We start from the raw sequence: 15153 nt of genomic DNA on the forward strand, positions 1-15153 counted from the left end.
TCATCGGTTCAACGGCTTTGCAACTCGGTCAGGGAGTGGCCGGCGACAAAGATCGAGGCGGCCAGCAAGCCGATGTCTTTGAGCAGAAACTGCCCCGGCGCCACCGAAATGCCTGGAAAACCGAGGCCGGGTTCAATCACGCCGGGGGTCGAGAACATGAAGCTCAAGGTAGTGAAGAACAGCCCGGCCGATAGCGCACCGCCAATCAACGAAAGCTTGGGTGACAGAAGGCGACCTGCGATCAGGACCCCGATCGAGACCTCCAGGATGCCGAGCAGGCTGGAGAAGGTATCGACACTGAAAATGTCGTAGACCCAACCCAGGAAAGGGCTGTTACTCACCAGGGGCACCAGCCCGGCGGCTTCGTAGTGGGTGAACTTCATCCCGCCGAACCAGAAGTAAATGACGGCGAGCGCAAAGTAGGCACCGTAGGTGCCAAGCGCCATGGTTTTGATCCCGAGCGTTGAAGGGATCTGTACGGTGTTGGTGCTGCTGTTCTCAATGCTTAAGGTTTTCATGATCAAGGCTTCCAGGAGTGGTGGGGAACACTAATCAGCAACCCGGCGCGGTGTGCGTTGGGAGTGCGGACAGTGTTGCCTTTGATGCCACGCCCGTGGCGTCAGAACGTATTGCATTCAGTGCAGATCGTCTTGACTCGGCGAGGTGACAAACCACAAGAGCAGGGCCGCCGCGCTGATCAAGGCACCCAGCAGGCTGACCGCCATCCAGCCCCATTGGGCATAAACCAGGGTCGCGGCCGCGGCGCCGAGCGCGCTGCCGACCGAGTAGAAGCACATGTAGGCACCGACCATGCGACTGTGCGCGTCGGGTCGTGCGGCGAAAATGACGCTCTGGTTAGTGACGTGTACTGCCTGCACGGCGAAGTCGAGCAGCACGACGCCGCAGACCAACGCGAGCAGGGACGTCTGGGCAAATGAAATGGGCAACCAGGACAGCGTCAAGAGCCCAAGGGAAATGCCGGTCACGCGTTGCCCCAGGCCTTGATCGGCCCAGCGACCGGCTCTTCTGGCCGCCAGGGCACCGGCGACGCCGGCCAGGCCAAACAGGCCGATGGCCGTGTGTGAAAGCGACAGCGGCGGGGCGCTCAAGGGCAGCACCATGGAGGTCCAGAGCACCGAAAAAGCGGCAAAGATCAGCAGCGCCAGCAGGCCCCTGGCGCGTAACCTGGGCTCGGTGATGAACAGTGTAAAAAGCGAACGGATGAGCCTGAGGTAGGTGTCTTGATGCCTTGGCGCCGCCGTGACGGGCACCAATTTGTACAGCACCGTCGCGAGGGTCAGCATCAGTGCTGAAGACACAAAGTAAACGGCGCGCCAGCCTGCGATGTCAGCAATCAGGCCAGAGGCAAACCGCGCCAGAAGAATGCCCAGGACGATACCGCTGGTGACCGTCCCGACGGCTTGCCCGCGTTGCGACGGCGTTGCCAGCACGGCGGCGTAGGCCACCAGTACCTGAACCACCACGGCCAGCAAGCCCATCACGATCATGGCACTCAACAGGGCCAGCCATTGCTGGGCAGCACCGACCGCCGCCAGTGCCAGCGCAGACAGAAACACTTGCGCCACAATCAGCCGCTTGCGGTTGACCAGATCCCCCAGCGGGACGATGAACAGCAACCCCAGCGCGTAACCCACCTGGGTGGCCGTCACCACAATCCCGATCATTGATGAGGCCACGCCCAGGCTCTGGGCCATGGCGTCGAGTAACGGTTGCGCGAAGTAAACGTTGGCCACTGCCAGCGCGCAGGTGATGGAAAACAACAACGTGAGCTTTGGTGCAAGCCCTGGAGAGCGCTCGATCCTGCTGCTTTCGCAGGTTTCAGCCGGCGGTATGTGCGAAGGCTGCCTGACCCGGCATTGGGTGGCTGAATCGGTATCTGCTGTCATGCGCGCCTCCATGGGGTTAAACTGGTTGCAATTGAAAACCTGTTTTTATTGTTGCAGCATCAGGTTTCAAATTGCAACCACATTTCCCGAGGATAAAAAATGCTCGACGACGCTTCACCGCAAGGCAGCGAATGCCCGGTCGCAAGAACACTGGAAGCCATCGGCGATCGCTGGTCGCTGATGATCATCCGCGACGCTTTTGACGACATTCGCCGATTCAGCGAATTTCAGAAGAGCCTGGGCGTGGCCAAGAATATTCTGGCATCGCGACTGAAGGCGCTGGTCGAGGTCGGGATATTCGACGTTCGGCCGGCGTCGGATGGCAGCGCCTACAAGGAGTACGTGCTCACGGAGAAAGGACGGGAGATTTTTCCGCTGGTGGTCTGCATGAGGCAGTGGGGCGAACGATTTTTGTTCGAGCCACAGGAGACCCGTTCTGTGTTGCAGGACAACGCGAGCGGCCAGGCGCTGATGCCGATTGAGGTGCGTTCGGCAAGCGGGCAGAAACTGGGGCCCGCTGACTGCCACAGGGTGAGACTGGTTGATGGCGAGTCGTGAATATGGCCAGGCAAACTTTCCATCATCGTCCAGGCTGCCATTGTGAGTAGCCTGGCAGACCCTCCCCATTGAGCCACGCGACGTCCTGCTCCGTCCAGATGTGATATTCGGGCCTGGAGCCAGGATCCTCGACCAACGTCGCCACGCGCACGATCATCGCGTTCGAGCCGTTACGCTCAGCCGCAAGGTGCGATCCGCAGTGGGAGCAGAAGTGTCGAATCTTCCCGGGAGACGACTCGAAAGGCCTCAATGCGTCCAGGCCTCGTGTCCACCTGAAGTGCTCTTTCAATACGCCAGCCGTGGATACATAAGCAGCGGCATGGGTCTTGCGGCAGGTACTGCAGTGACAATGGCTGATGGGCGTATCAATGCTGTCGATCTCATAGCCTACAGCCCCACAAGCGCAGCTTCCTTTCATTTCATCCTCCGGTTTCGCCACAATGTGAAGATCATGGCTTGCATGGCTTTTTGCAGTCTGACGGCGCCACCGCCCGTTGTTTGCTACGCGACAAGCTCGACGTAACTCGATTCCCCGCCTCCAGTAGCACCCGACAACCAACCCCATACGAAGGACAGGGTAGTGCGTCCCGCGTGATCAACGCCCACCGTGCCACGAGACCAGCCGGACAGAATCTCACCCTCCGTGGTCAGGCAATGAAAAAGAAGCTCGATGGTATCGGGGCCTGTCACGCGGCCGACCTGATTGCCGATGCGGATCCTGCCGCCCTGGTAGGTTCCCCAAACGGCATCGCCCTCGACATGGTAATGAAACACAGTGCCTGTTCCAGAAAGCCCGTGGGTGTTGCCTGCGACCGTGAACCGGCGATCGTTCAAACGCTCGCTGACTTGAGAAAAGGTGATGTCCATAAACGTTAAATCCTTATAGTCGAGAGGGTCCATTCCAGCGTTCGTCGTAGGGTGGCGATTCATCCCTGCCGGGTAGAAAAAATCGCTGGCATCTGAAGATGCTTGTAAATGGCCAGGAACCGCAGACCGATGGTGAAAATCAAGGCAATCCAACCGCCAATCCAGATCGAGGGGAACACGTCTCGCAACAGCACGTAGAGCGTACATCCCAACAACAGGGGCGTGGCGTAAATCTCTCGCGACATCAGCAGTGAAACCCTGCCAGCCAGCACATCCCGTGCGATACCGCCGCCGATGCTGGTCAGCACGCCCATCATCACTGCCAAGGGCGCGGCAAGCTGCAATGCTAGGACTTTTTCGGTCGCCGCCAACGCGAACAGCGCAGCCGCCAAACCATCGAGATAAAGCAGCAGACGGTAACGTCGTTGCAGTCTTTGGGTCAAAAAAAACGCCAGCAGCGCAGCGAACAAGGCGGCCCAGATGTAATTGAAGTCTGCAATCCAGAAGATCGGCAGATCCAGCAGCAGATCCCTGATCGTGCCTCCACCGATAGCGGTGATGATGCCGAGCACCACGGCACCGAACAGATCCACATCGGCTTTCTTGATGGCCAACACACCGGTGATGGAAAACACGGCAATGCCCAACATTTGCTGGAAATAAAGCATTTTGCGTTCCTTTCTGTCAGCGGCTGGCTACTACACCTATACATTGCCTTTACATCAATTCACGCTCTTTGCACCAGCCTCGAAATCCCTGTCGGCGAGAGGGCTGATTATTTTCTGGGGAGCGATGCGATCATTTGATCAAAGGCCGTTACCGAATATCTTCCATCAAGGTTGTCTGCGGTGGGGATTTTTGAAGGAAACCCGAATCGCACTCTGCCGGGAAGCACTTCATCCATCGCTGAGTACCAGGTCAGTAGCGTCTGTTGGAGGCGCACCTGTAGTTCGAATTTACTCCGTCGGCGGGTGGTGTCTGCTTTGGCTCGTTCGCGCGCGAGCTGGGGATCTATTCGGCCAACGATGTAACAGTCAGCGAAGCCAATGCGTCCTTGTGCGATCGTTTCCCTTGTGGCGTCCAACTCTACTCGCCAGTCGTGTTCGCTCGCCTCGCCGATCTGCCAAAGGCTCCAGATGTAGTGGAGCTTGAGAGGGTCACTGTCACACAAAGCCCACGAGGAAATGTCTTCCATGGCCAACGCATTTTGCCAGCGATGTCAAAGCATCAGGGCTTAAGTGGTGTCTGTCCAGGGCGTTGACCGCAAACAGGTTCAAAACCTTCCCGTCAGCGGATACTCCACAGCCAGGCGTACCTGATCCGTGTCCAGTTCTGCCTGGGCCGTATTGCCTCGATGCACATTGTGTTGCAACGACAGGGTGGTGCCTTTCGCCGCGCCACCTTGCACCACATAGCGCACCAGTAGGTCACGTTCCCAATGTTTGCCGCCTTCGCCATAACCCAGATAGGCGTAGCCGCCTTGCGGGTCGACATGGCTGCCATCGATCCGGCTGCCGCGCACATAGGCGGCGCTCATGGACAGGCCCGGTAACCCCCAGGGGGTGGCATCCAGATCGTAGCGGGCTTGCCAGGACTGTTCATGGGGAGCGTTGAAGTCCGACAGCTGCACGGCGTTGCTGATGAAGATCGCGCCACGGGTGACGTAGTCAAACGGCGTGTTGGCGTCCACCTTCTGATACCCGAGACTGAAGCCATGGGGGCCTTGGGTGTAAGTGGACATCAGGCTCCAGGTCGTGTTGTCGATCCTGCCGGATAGCGACTTGCCCTCATCGGTGGTGCGGTACAGGTTCAGGTTGAGTGACAACGCGCGGGTTTCGTCCAGTGGCTGGATGAAGGTGCCACCCAGGTAATGCTGGTTCCAGGTGTTTTCATAGCGCGAGGTATAGACGCTGAGGTTCAGGTTCTTTCCCGGCGTGAAGACCATGCCCGCGAGATCGAAGGCATTGCTTTTCGCGGCGTTGGAGTAGTTGACCACAAAGCCCTGGTCATGACTGCTGGCGTTTCGATCGGTACTTTCGGTGAAGTGTCCTGCGACCAGCTTCAGTGCCTCGAATTCGTTGCTGGCGAGAAACACGCCGGTGGCGGTCTCCGGGAGCAGGCGGCTGTCGGACGAACTGAACACCGGCGCTTTCACCCGCTGCTCGCCATAGCTCAGTACGGTCGATGACAGGCGCAGTTTGACCGCCGCGCCGCCGCGGCTGAACGCGTCCTTGGGATGTCCCTGGTTGTCGAGCCCCAGCAATCGTGCTTTCCCTGCGCGGCCACCGCCACTGTCCAGTTGTGTCCCGAGGTAGGCGTGGGCATCCATACCCACCCCGATCGGGCCCTGGGTGAAGCCCGATTGCACCGTACCCATCAGCCCGTAGGCCCATTCTTCGGCGTAGCCATTACGCTCGTCACGCGGTTTGTAGGCATTACGCGCAGCGCCATTGCGGGCGCCATTAAGGTACTCGCGATGGTCGTAGACCGTGCGATTGAGCAGGCTCCAGGCGCTGTCCTGGACAAATCCATTGGCTTGCGATTGAGCCGAATCAGCGAGTGCGAATGGGCTTGCCAGGGCGAGGAGAATGGCCGATCGGGTAGGCATTTCGGGGTGTCCACAAACGAGTCAGGATGAGCGCAAGCGCAGGATGTGCGCGCCGTCGAAGGGGTCAATGAGGTAGTGCGCGTGGACGCCGAAGGTGTCCAGCAGGCGTTGTGGGGTCAACACCTCGAGCGGTCTGCCAAGGGCGACCAGGCGGCCCTTTTCCAGCACAGCCAGGCGATCACAGGTCAGTGCGTGGTTGAGGTCGTGCAGGGCAATCACGGTGGTCACCGGCAATGCGTGAACCACCTGCAGAATCGCCAGCTGGTGCTGGATATCGAGGTGATTGGTCGGTTCGTCCAGCACCAGGATCTGCGGGCGCTGGGCCAGGGCGCGAGCAATATGCACGCGCTGACGCTCGCCGCCGGAGAGGCTACGCCAGGTGCGCCGCAAAAGATGCGTCGCATCAACGTCACGCAAGGCTTGATGGACGATGTCCTCGTCCGCCTTCGACCATGGACTCAAGGCTGACAGCCACGGCGTTCGGCCCAGGGCCACGGCGTCAAACACGCTGATCACATCCTGGGTGTCGGCCTGCTGTTCAACCACCGCCAGGGTTTGTGCGATGGTTCGCCGTGACAGTGCCTTGAGGTCTTGGCCGTTGAGCTGGATGACTCCCCGGCTGGGCAGGCGCACGCCGGCCAGCAGCTTGAGCAGCGTGGATTTTCCTGAACCGTTGGGCCCGACAAGGCCCAGGGTTTCGCCACGGCGAATGTCCAGGTGGATGTCGTGCAGTAATTCAACATTACGGATATGCAATCCGAGGCTGGAACAACTCAGCACGGCTTCGTCGATAACTGGAGCAACAGCATTCATCGGGCGTTCCTGCGACTGACCAGGATCAGCGCGAACACCGGCGCGCCGACCAATGCGGTAATTACGCCGACCGGAATCACCTGGCCCTTGATCAACGTCCGCGAGAGTACATCGGCGGCCACCAGGAACACCGCACCGCCCAGCGCACTGGCCGGCAGCAGGCGCGTATGCCGAGTGCCCAGCAACAGCCTGGCGGCGTGGGGAATCACCAGTCCGACGAAACCGATGGAACCAACGATCGACACCATCACCGCTGTCACCAGGGCGGCACAGCTGATCAGCAGAAATTGCACAGGCCGTACTGCAATGCCGAGCGAGGCCGCGGAGTCGGCGCCAAAGGTGAAGGCATCCAGTGCACGGCGATGCCACAGGCACACCGCGAGACCGGCTATTGCAACCGGTGCGGCCAGCCACACGGATGGCCAGTGCACGCCGCTGAGATTGCCCAGCAACCAGAACATGATGCCGCGCGCCTGTTCGGAACTGGCCGACTTGGTGATCAAGAATGCCGTGAGCGCATTGAACAGTTGCGACCCGGCAATCCCCGCCAGGATGACTTGGCCGGTACTACCAGGCGAACCGCTGGCACGGCCCAGCAACACAACGACGGCGAAGGCGGCGACGGCACCGGCAAAGGCCCCGGCCGACATCGACATCGCGCCGGCACCGAGGCCCAGCAACACCACCAGCACCGCGCCCGTCGAGGCCCCCGCGGAAATGCCGAGCAGGTAGGGATCGGCCAACGGGTTGCGCAACAGCGATTGCAGGATCACCCCACAGGTCGCCAGGCCCGCCCCGCAAGCTGCCGCCACCAGCGCGCGAGTCAGGCGGTAGTTCCAGACGATGCCCTCGTCGATGGGATCGAGGGCATACCCGGCCGCCCACAGTTTGTTGGCCAGCACCTGGAACACCACACCGGGTTCGATGCGGGTTTCACCGATGGCCACACCGGCAATCACGGCCACAAGCAGGATCACCAGCGCAAGCAGAGTGCGAATCAGCGTCGCGGTCATTTTGGCAGGTCGTAGCTGTTGATGGCCGTTGCCAGCGATTCGAGACCGTCAAAGATTCTCACGCTGGCCTGCATGGCCATGGCGTCGAGAATGATGATGCGGTTGTTTTTCACCGCGTCCATGTTGCGGGTCACGGGATCGCTGCGCAGGAATTGCAGTTTCTGTTGATAGTCATCAGCCGGGAAACGACGGCGATCCATGCGGGCGATGACCAGGAAAGTCGGGTTGGCCTTGGCGATGGTTTCCCAGCCAACGGTTGGCCACTCTTCGTCGGACTGCACCACATTGCGCACGCCCAAGGTACCCAGCATGAAGTCGGGAATGCCCTTGTGCCCGGCAACATAGGGATCGATATCCAGGCTGGCACTGGAAAACCAGACCAGCGCGCTGGTGTGCGTGAGGTCTTTGTCTCGCACCGCGGCAATGGATTTGGCCAGGCTGGCCTGCAGTTGCGCGTTCAGTTGCTGCCCACGCGCCTGCACATCAAAAATCTCCGCCAGCTGGGTGATGCTCTTGTAGAGACTGTCAATGCGAAATGGCTGCAGGCGGGTGCCGTCGGCGCCCACCAGGTTGTCCTTGGACTCGCAGTCCGAGGGCATGAGATAGGTCGCAATCTGCAGTTCGTGAAACTGCTCGCGGGTAGCGACGGCACCTTGCGGGCCGACCATCCACTCAAGCTCGACGGCGACCAGCTCCGGGCGTTTGCCGATCACCGACTCGAAACTCGGCTCGTTATCGGCCAGGCGTTCGATCCTGTCGTTTTGCCCCTTGTACTTGGCCAGCACATCATTGAACCACAGCGAAGTGCCGACCAGTTTGTCACCGAGTCCCAGGGCGAAGAGCATTTCAGTGCCGGCCTGGCCGATCGTCACAGCCCGGGCAGGGGCGTGGGCGAACGTCAGTGTGCTGCCGCAGTTCTCGATCGTCAGCGGGTAATGGGTAGGGGAGGCACAGGTGAGGGCAGAAAGACCCAGGCCTGTGACAAGGGCGAAAAAGCGCGGCAACAGCATGATGCAATCTCCATTTGAACCGTACACGCAGCCAGGGTGCAAGGTCTGGAAAACACATCATCGAGCGCTGCCGAAAAAGCAGCGCAAGGCCGATCACCGAAGTGACACGCGCGCAAAGATGTCCTTCCCGGACACCCCGCCGGTTAGTGATTGTTGCTTGGCCGGCAGGTCTCCTGACTGATGCGTCATGGCATGCTCCAGCCTTCCCGGGAATCGATCCCAGTGGCAGTTCAGGAGCAGGCTCGGCACCTACAGTTGCGGGGGCAGTTCCGTTTGATGCGTTGGCAGCATCTCGGATTCCCTATTATTCCCGTTTGGGAACCGGCGGCGGCATGGTAGTCGATCATGCCGCCCGAGGCGAACCTAAGCTCCGATAAGAAGTCCCGGTCAGAAGTATTTGAGCCAGCCAATATCACGACGACGCGCCTTCAATGCGGCGAACCAGCGCACCGGTGGATACAGCGTTGCCGCCAGGATCACGGCGGTCAGCCACACGGCCCCTATGCCGTCGAAGCCGAAGTAGTCGCCCTGGTTCAGGCCAAACAACGCCACGCTGAGTAGATAAAGCATTTTCAGCACATACAGATGAAGCAGGTAGAAAAACATCGGTGCCGCGCCGAATACCGCCAGGATGCTGATCCATTGGCGCTGCCGGGCCCGCTCGAAGCCAAGCAGCAGCAACAGCCCCACGCCCAGCGTCAGGCACAGGAACAGCAGGGAAGGTGGGTATTTGGTGATGTTGAAAAAACCCATGAGGGTGAGCGTGGTGCTTTCGTGGACCACCCACTGTGCCTCGCCATAACCGTTGACCAGGCGCAGGGCGATGAAACCGACCAATGCGCCGGCCCCGGCCAGCAACAGATGGCGCTGGCGCACGGCGGCCGGGGTTGAGCGTGCGAACCAGGGGCCGATGCAGTAACCCAGTGCGATGACCCCGATCCACGGCAGCACGGGGTAGGAGCTGCGCAGGCGCAAGTGCTCGGAAAATTCGATCCAGCCGCGATCATGCAAGATCGCCCAAGGCAGGTGAAGCGCCGATCCGGGTGGAAAGTGCAGGGGATCGAGCAGGTTGTGCCCGCCGACTATGGCCAGGCCCAAGGCACAGAGGATTGGCCGAGGTAACCAGACCAGAGCCGCGAGGGCAATCATGCTGACGCCAATCGCCCAGATCACTTGCAGGTAGATCACAGTGGGCGGGAACTGGAAGGTCCAGGCGAAATTCACCAGGGTGAACTCCAGCGCAACCAGGAACAGGCCGCGCTTGAACAGGAACATCGACGGCTTGCCCTGGTGCTTTTCACCGTACAGGAATGCTGACAGGCCAGTGAGAAGAACGAACACCGGTGCACAGAGATGGGCGAGCGTGCGGCTGAAAAACAACGTCGGCTCGGTGCTGTCGATGAGCATTGGGTCGGTGACCTGGCGGTGCAGAAAGAACGTTTCGCGCACGTGATCGAGCAGCATGAAAATGATCACCAGGCCCCTGAGGGCATCGATGGACATCAGGCGTTGGCTCAGGCTGGTGATGGGCGGTATCTGAACAGGGTTTGTCATCGAGAGTCGCAGTCAGGGGGGGGGGCACTCTGCCGGTCAACGTCCGACAGGCAATGTATTGATATAACGTAACATATAAAGCTGGCTTGTGGGCATAATGCAGTTCACTTTAGTGGCTCGATGTGGAAAGAAAATCAAAAGCCATAGAGAGGCGGCCTGACAGCCGACCTGAATGCAGGTCTGTCCGCGATGTGGGTGCCCCATTGAACCACGATGGCTTAAGTGAACAGCATTAGGCTTGTGGGCAGGTTTTTCATAGGTGTCGTGGTGCTGCAAACACAAAAAAAGCACAACAGGTGTTGTGCTTTTTTCGTCGCGTTCATCCTGGGTCGTCGCGAGCAGCGCCACCCAATCCGCTTCCTTGGAAGCGATACTTCGCCGAGGCGGTAATGCTGCGCGGTGCGCCGTACGTCAAGGCATTGTTGTAGTGCATCTGCATTAGCTTTGAAAGGTTCGGGGCTTGGTGCGGGCACACATCCAGCTCGTCTTTGGTAGTGACGAGCACTTAGGAGTCGATATCTGACACATCTTGATGGTTCCTGACGCCGACAATCGGGTGAATTCCTGAAGCGGCACGGAGATCGATTGATGGCTATCAGTGTTTTTGACTTGTTCAAGATTGGAGTCGGCCCCTCCAATTCCCACCAAGGCGAAGTCGGTTCGGCTTGCGCGATGGCCGCTGCCGACATGCATGACAATTACAACGAGCCCCCCCGTGGCGGATTGGCGGTCAACGCGATCGAGTGCTGAGTTACCTTGATCGACGGGAGAGCAGGACATGTTGCAACTGACTGAAACCGAGCGGCCACAACCGCCGATGCTGCGTATCGGCTTCTGGTTGATGGAAGCCTTCGATATGTACACCCTGGCCAATGCACTGGAGCCACTGCGCCTGGCCAACCAGTTGGCAGGGCACGATGTTTGCCAGTGGCAAATGCTGAGCCTGGACAGGCAGCAACTGAACGCCAGCAACGGCATCGCAACCGCCACCGCGCGACTGGATCAGGCACAAACGTTCGATGTGTTGATCCTCTGTGGTGGCGATAACCTGCATCTTGATCCAGACCTGCGCCAGCAGCTGAGCCACTGGGCGGCGCAACCGATCAGCCTCGGGGCCTTCGGCGAGGCAGGCTGGTTACTGGCGCAGATTGGCGCCCTGGAGGGTGTCCGTTGCAGCTTGCCAGAGCCCGGTGCATCACTGGAGTTTGCCGCTTTCAGCAAGTTGACACCGGTGGCTGCGCCATTCTGCGTCGATCGCCAACGTCTGACTTGTGTCGGCCCGCAGGCTGTTCAAGGGTTGATGCACGAGCTTCTCGCAAGGTTCCACGGTCGTGGCTTGATACTACGGATGGAAAAACATGCAGCACGCCAGGCCCGGCCGCTACTGCCCATGCAGGACGTCCCGAAAAAACTTCAGGCAACACTGGCGTTGATGAACGAGCACCTGAGCCGAACGCTGGGTATCGACGAACTGGCCGAGACCATGGGTATTTCCCGGCGGCATCTGGAGCGGCTATTCAAGCGCAGTCTGGGTTGCTCGCCGTCCAGGCACTACCTGGACTTGCGCCTGCAACAGGCGCGTCAGATGTTGCGGGCCGGTGAGCTGTCGCTGTCGGATGTCGCTACGGAGTGCGGGTTCGTTTCGCTGCAGCATTTCTTTCGCTGCTATCGCCAGTACTTCGGCGCGCACCCTCGTGAGCATATGGGGGCGAAAGCGCACAGTCAGCGGGCTTCAACGTTGAATGCACCGGCTTCATCGAGAACGGATCGCATCGTCGCACCGTCGCTCCCGCGCTGACCGCGTTACCCATTGGCCAATGCCCCCGCCAAGCGGCCTTCACCGCGCTTGCCGGGGGCATTCTTGTTTCTGGCGCAGGGGCCTGAGTAGACAGTTTCGCAAACAGCGGATATGGCCAACTACAGGTCGGATTCGCGCAAAAAACCTCGCTTTGCATCTGTTCGAATGATCTTCAGCGGCCCGCCAGATTGGCGCCTCCTGTAGCTCAATCAATGACAAGGATAAATGACATGCAAATGCCGAAAACCATCCAGATCAAGAACGGCGAAAAGGTAAGTCCGACGTTCTCGGCTCAAGAATATGCCAACCGCCAGGCCAAATTGCGGGCTTATCTGGCGCAGAACAATATCGACGCGGCCGTCTTCACCTCCTATCACAACATCAACTACTACAGCGATTTCCTGTACTGCTCCTTCGGGCGTCAGTACGCGCTGGTGGTGACCCAGGACAGCGCCGTGACCATCAGCGCCAACATCGACGGCGGCCAGCCGTGGCGCCGTACCGTCGGCACTCAAAACATCGTCTACACCGACTGGCAGCGCGACAACTACTTCGTCGCGATCCAGCAGGCCTTGCCCAAGGCCGGGCGCATCGGTATCGAGTTCGACCATCTGAACTTGCTCAATCGCGACAAGCTCGCCAGCCGCTATCCGCAGGCTGAACTGGTGGATATCGCCGCACCGTGCATGCGCATGCGCATGATCAAGTCCGCCGAAGAACATGCGATCATCCGTCATGGCGCACGAATCGCGGACATCGGCGGTGCCGCCATCGTCGAAGCCTTGCGTGATCAGGTTCCGGAATACGAAGTGGCCCTGCACGCCACCCAGGCCATGGTGCGGGAAATTGCCCGCACCTTCCCGGATTCCGAGCTGATGGACACCTGGACCTGGTTCCAGTCCGGCATCAACACCGATGGCGCGCATAACCCGGTGACGTCGCGCAAGGTCAACAAGGGCGACATTCTCAGCCTCAACTGCTTCCCGATGATCGCCGGTTACTACACCGCGCTGGAACGTACGTTGTTCCTGGACCATTGCTCCGACGAGCATCTGCGCTTGTGGGAAGTTAACGTCAAAGTGCACGAGGCCGGCCTCAAACTGATCAAGCCGGGGATGCGCTGCTGCGATATCGCGCTGCAATTGAACGAGATCTTCCTGGAGCACGATCTGCTGCAATACCGCACCTTCGGCTACGGTCACTCCTTCGGTACGCTGAGCCATTACTACGGCCGCGAAGCCGGACTGGAACTGCGCGAAGACATCGACACAGTGCTGGAACCGGGGATGGTGGTCTCCATTGAGCCGATGATCATGTTGCCCGAAGGCCTTCCAGGTGCCGGCGGGTATCGTGAACACGACATCCTGATCGTCAACGAGCAGGGCGGGGAAAACATCACCAAGTTCCCGTATGGCCCGGAACACAACATCATCAAGAAATAAGACCCTGCGCCGCACAGTGAACCTGTGCGGCGTTTTGCTCTGACGATTGGCGAAAAATCTTCCCGGTGGCTGAGATAAACCGGAAAAAAATGACGCATGCGTGCCCAAGAACGCGCAGCATCGACCGAGCCTTAACCCTGCCAAGTAAAACAATAGAGGGTTTTGTCATGTCCTACGTTCCGACCTTTCATTTCGATAACCGCACCTCTACCACCGGAGGTGCACAATGAGCACCCAAACCGCAAGCCTGACTCCAACCATGGCAGACAAACTTGAACAGACAGCCGAACGCAAGGCCCTGCGGCGCGCTGCCAGTGCCAGCTTCATGGGCAACTTTGTCGAGTGGTTCGACTATGCGGCCTACGGCTACCTGGCAACCGTCATCGCCCTGACGTTTTTTCCGCAAACCGACAAGGCGACTGCGCTACTGGCGACTTTTGCAGTGTTCGCGCTGTCGTTCATCGTCCGCCCGCTGGGGGGACTGGTCTGGGGGCATTTCGGTGACAGATACGGGCGGCGCAGTGCGCTGTCCTGGTCGATTCTGATCATGTCCATCTCGACCTTTTGCATCGGCATCCTGCCGACCTACAACCATATCGGCCTATGGGCTCCGGCCTTGTTGTTGCTGATTCGCTTGTTCCAGGGCTTTTCCGCTTCAGGTGAGTACGCCGGGGCTTCGGCCTTTCTCGCCGAGTATGCGCCCGAGGGCAAGCGCGGTTTGTACACCAGCATTGTCCCGGCGAGCACGGCGGCGGGCTTGCTGTTTGGTGCGGTGTTCGTCGCCGGCCTGCATGCGTGGATGAGTGTCGAGGATCTGCACAGCTGGGGCTGGCGTCTACCCTTTCTGCTGGCGGCGCCATTCGGGCTGGTGGGGCGCTATATCCGCATGAGTCTGCAAGACACGCCGAAGTTCCTGGAGATGGAAAAACGCCTTGAAGCGAAGGAGTGCGCGAGCCACGCTCCGGTTCGCGAATTGCTGACCGTGCACCGACGCAGCGTGATGATCGGGATCGGCGCGACCTGCCTCAATGCCGTGGCGTTCTACCTGTTGCTCAGCTACATGCCGACCTACCTGTCCACCGAAATGGGCATGAGCGAAAGTGATTCGTTCCTGGCGTCGACGGTGTCGCTGGCGACCTATATCGGGCTGATTTTCCTGATGGGCAAGCTGTCGGATCGGTTCGGACGCAAGACCATGCTGGTGACCGCTTCGGTATTGTTCCTGGCGCTGACATTTCCGCTGTTCGGGATGTTGGAGAATCAGCCCCTGATCGTCATTCTGATGATCCAGATTGCGTTTGGCGCGATCCTGGCGATGAACGACGGCACCTTGCCGTGCTTCCTCGCCGAGATATTCCCCACCCGCGTACGCTTCAGTGGTTTTGCCTTCAGCTTCAACATCGCCAACGCGGTGTTCGGCGGCACCGCGCCGTTTATCGCGACCTGGCTGATCCAACTGACCGGCAACAAAATGGCCCCGGCCTGGTATCTGTTGGCGGCTGCGGCGGTGGCGTTGATTGCCATGCTGGCGAGTCGGGAGACGGCGCATAAGGCTTTGCAGGACTGACAGCCTGGTGTGTTCT

General features: G+C 59.6%; 15 protein-coding genes, 2 pseudogenes and 1 riboswitch. Of the genes and pseudogenes, 5 read left to right on the forward strand and 12 right to left on the reverse strand.

The window, feature by feature from the left end; genetic code table 11:
- Window positions 1-8: 8 nt before the first annotated feature.
- Window positions 9-518 carry a YkgB family protein gene (locus tag ACIO0C_RS11405; RefSeq protein ID WP_401311692.1) on the reverse strand — a complete coding sequence of 170 codons (510 nt, stop codon included), beginning with the start codon at window positions 516-518 and terminating at the stop codon, window positions 9-11.
- A 117-nt stretch (window positions 519-635) separates the two neighbouring features.
- On the reverse strand, window positions 636-1907 hold the full coding sequence (locus ACIO0C_RS11410; RefSeq protein WP_401311695.1) for an MFS transporter: 1272 nt from the start codon (window positions 1905-1907) through the stop codon (window positions 636-638).
- Between the two features lie 99 nt (window positions 1908-2006).
- Here ACIO0C_RS11410 and ACIO0C_RS11415 point away from each other — a divergent pair, with 99 nt between their 5' ends.
- The gene (locus tag ACIO0C_RS11415) at window positions 2007-2465 is read left to right on the forward strand and encodes a winged helix-turn-helix transcriptional regulator (RefSeq protein WP_401311697.1); all 459 of its coding nucleotides are present in this window, start codon (window positions 2007-2009) and stop codon (window positions 2463-2465) included.
- 22 nt (window positions 2466-2487) lie between these two features.
- Here ACIO0C_RS11415 and ACIO0C_RS11420 read toward each other — a convergent pair whose 3' ends face one another.
- The 10 genes and pseudogenes from ACIO0C_RS11420 to ACIO0C_RS11465 all read right to left on the reverse strand — a co-directional run bounded on the left by ACIO0C_RS11420 (window position 2488) and on the right by ACIO0C_RS11465 (window position 10678).
- A complete protein-coding gene (locus ACIO0C_RS11420; protein WP_401311700.1) occupies window positions 2488-3030 on the reverse strand; it encodes a GFA family protein in 543 nt (180 codons plus the stop codon).
- Entirely contained in the window at window positions 2967-3332 is a 366-nt protein-coding gene (locus ACIO0C_RS11425; protein ID WP_401311702.1) for a hypothetical protein, read from the reverse strand. The genes ACIO0C_RS11420 and ACIO0C_RS11425 overlap by 64 nt, the downstream gene beginning before the upstream one ends.
- A gap of 59 nt (window positions 3333-3391) precedes the next feature.
- A complete protein-coding gene (locus ACIO0C_RS11430; RefSeq protein ID WP_401311705.1) occupies window positions 3392-4000 on the reverse strand; it encodes a trimeric intracellular cation channel family protein in 609 nt (202 codons plus the stop codon).
- Between the two features lie 107 nt (window positions 4001-4107).
- Window positions 4108-4548, reverse strand: a pseudogene (locus tag ACIO0C_RS11435) (hypothetical protein); the annotation flags it as partial.
- A gap of 57 nt (window positions 4549-4605) precedes the next feature.
- Window positions 4606-5940, reverse strand: coding sequence for an OprD family porin (locus tag ACIO0C_RS11440; RefSeq protein ID WP_401311707.1), 1335 nt, complete (start codon window positions 5938-5940; stop codon window positions 4606-4608).
- A 21-nt stretch (window positions 5941-5961) separates the two neighbouring features.
- Window positions 5962-6753, reverse strand: coding sequence for an ABC transporter ATP-binding protein (locus ACIO0C_RS11445; protein ID WP_401311709.1), 792 nt, complete (start codon window positions 6751-6753; stop codon window positions 5962-5964).
- Window positions 6750-7766, reverse strand: coding sequence for a FecCD family ABC transporter permease (locus tag ACIO0C_RS11450; RefSeq protein WP_401311712.1), 1017 nt, complete (start codon window positions 7764-7766; stop codon window positions 6750-6752). Before ACIO0C_RS11450 ends, ACIO0C_RS11445 begins: the two co-directional genes overlap by 4 nt.
- The gene (locus tag ACIO0C_RS11455; protein WP_401311715.1) at window positions 7763-8776 is read right to left on the reverse strand and encodes an ABC transporter substrate-binding protein; all 1014 of its coding nucleotides are present in this window, start codon (window positions 8774-8776) and stop codon (window positions 7763-7765) included. Before ACIO0C_RS11455 ends, ACIO0C_RS11450 begins: the two co-directional genes overlap by 4 nt.
- Before the next feature lie 145 nt (window positions 8777-8921).
- A riboswitch (cobalamin riboswitch) is annotated at window positions 8922-9117 on the reverse strand.
- A gap of 46 nt (window positions 9118-9163) precedes the next feature.
- On the reverse strand, window positions 9164-10330 hold the full coding sequence (locus ACIO0C_RS11460) for a DUF1624 domain-containing protein (protein ID WP_401311718.1): 1167 nt from the start codon (window positions 10328-10330) through the stop codon (window positions 9164-9166).
- Window positions 10331-10366: 36 nt separating this feature from the next.
- Window positions 10367-10678, reverse strand: coding sequence for a hypothetical protein (locus ACIO0C_RS11465; RefSeq protein WP_401311721.1), 312 nt, complete (start codon window positions 10676-10678; stop codon window positions 10367-10369).
- A 240-nt stretch (window positions 10679-10918) separates the two neighbouring features.
- On the opposite strand from ACIO0C_RS11465, the pseudogene ACIO0C_RS11470 reads away from it, so the two are divergent.
- From ACIO0C_RS11470 to ACIO0C_RS11485, 4 genes and pseudogenes are all read left to right on the forward strand, one after another.
- Window positions 10919-11014 (forward strand): annotated as a pseudogene (locus ACIO0C_RS11470) (serine dehydratase beta chain); the annotation flags it as partial.
- A gap of 94 nt (window positions 11015-11108) precedes the next feature.
- Entirely contained in the window at window positions 11109-12128 is a 1020-nt protein-coding gene (locus ACIO0C_RS11475) for a GlxA family transcriptional regulator (protein WP_401311724.1), read from the forward strand.
- A gap of 230 nt (window positions 12129-12358) precedes the next feature.
- Window positions 12359-13570 carry a M24 family metallopeptidase gene (locus ACIO0C_RS11480; RefSeq protein ID WP_401311727.1) on the forward strand — a complete coding sequence of 404 codons (1212 nt, stop codon included), beginning with the start codon at window positions 12359-12361 and terminating at the stop codon, window positions 13568-13570.
- A gap of 226 nt (window positions 13571-13796) precedes the next feature.
- On the forward strand, window positions 13797-15137 hold the full coding sequence (locus ACIO0C_RS11485) for an MFS transporter (RefSeq protein WP_401311729.1): 1341 nt from the start codon (window positions 13797-13799) through the stop codon (window positions 15135-15137).
- Window positions 15138-15153 lie beyond the last annotated feature (16 nt).

This window comes from Pseudomonas sp. NPDC087336, from assembly GCF_044744285.1.
Classification (GTDB): domain Bacteria; phylum Pseudomonadota; class Gammaproteobacteria; order Pseudomonadales; family Pseudomonadaceae; genus Aquipseudomonas.

Coding starts and splice junctions, on each gene's coding strand:
- ACIO0C_RS11430 (WP_401311705.1), bottom strand. CDS start 4,000: ATGCTTTATTTCCAGCAAATGTTGGGCATTGCCGTGTTTTCCATCACC.
- ACIO0C_RS11415 (WP_401311697.1), top strand. CDS start 2,007: ATGCTCGACGACGCTTCACCGCAAGGCAGCGAATGCCCGGTCGCAAGA.
- ACIO0C_RS11405 (WP_401311692.1), bottom strand. CDS start 518: ATGAAAACCTTAAGCATTGAGAACAGCAGCACCAACACCGTACAGATC.
- ACIO0C_RS11420 (WP_401311700.1), bottom strand. CDS start 3,030: ATGGGGTTGGTTGTCGGGTGCTACTGGAGGCGGGGAATCGAGTTACGT.
- ACIO0C_RS11425 (WP_401311702.1), bottom strand. CDS start 3,332: ATGGACATCACCTTTTCTCAAGTCAGCGAGCGTTTGAACGATCGCCGG.
- ACIO0C_RS11410 (WP_401311695.1), bottom strand. CDS start 1,907: ATGACAGCAGATACCGATTCAGCCACCCAATGCCGGGTCAGGCAGCCT.
- ACIO0C_RS11475 (WP_401311724.1), top strand. CDS start 11,109: ATGTTGCAACTGACTGAAACCGAGCGGCCACAACCGCCGATGCTGCGT.
- ACIO0C_RS11455 (WP_401311715.1), bottom strand. CDS start 8,776: ATGCTGTTGCCGCGCTTTTTCGCCCTTGTCACAGGCCTGGGTCTTTCT.
- ACIO0C_RS11440 (WP_401311707.1), bottom strand. CDS start 5,940: ATGCCTACCCGATCGGCCATTCTCCTCGCCCTGGCAAGCCCATTCGCA.
- ACIO0C_RS11445 (WP_401311709.1), bottom strand. CDS start 6,753: ATGAATGCTGTTGCTCCAGTTATCGACGAAGCCGTGCTGAGTTGTTCC.
- ACIO0C_RS11480 (WP_401311727.1), top strand. CDS start 12,359: ATGCAAATGCCGAAAACCATCCAGATCAAGAACGGCGAAAAGGTAAGT.
- ACIO0C_RS11450 (WP_401311712.1), bottom strand. CDS start 7,766: ATGACCGCGACGCTGATTCGCACTCTGCTTGCGCTGGTGATCCTGCTT.
- ACIO0C_RS11460 (WP_401311718.1), bottom strand. CDS start 10,330: ATGACAAACCCTGTTCAGATACCGCCCATCACCAGCCTGAGCCAACGC.
- ACIO0C_RS11485 (WP_401311729.1), top strand. CDS start 13,797: ATGAGCACCCAAACCGCAAGCCTGACTCCAACCATGGCAGACAAACTT.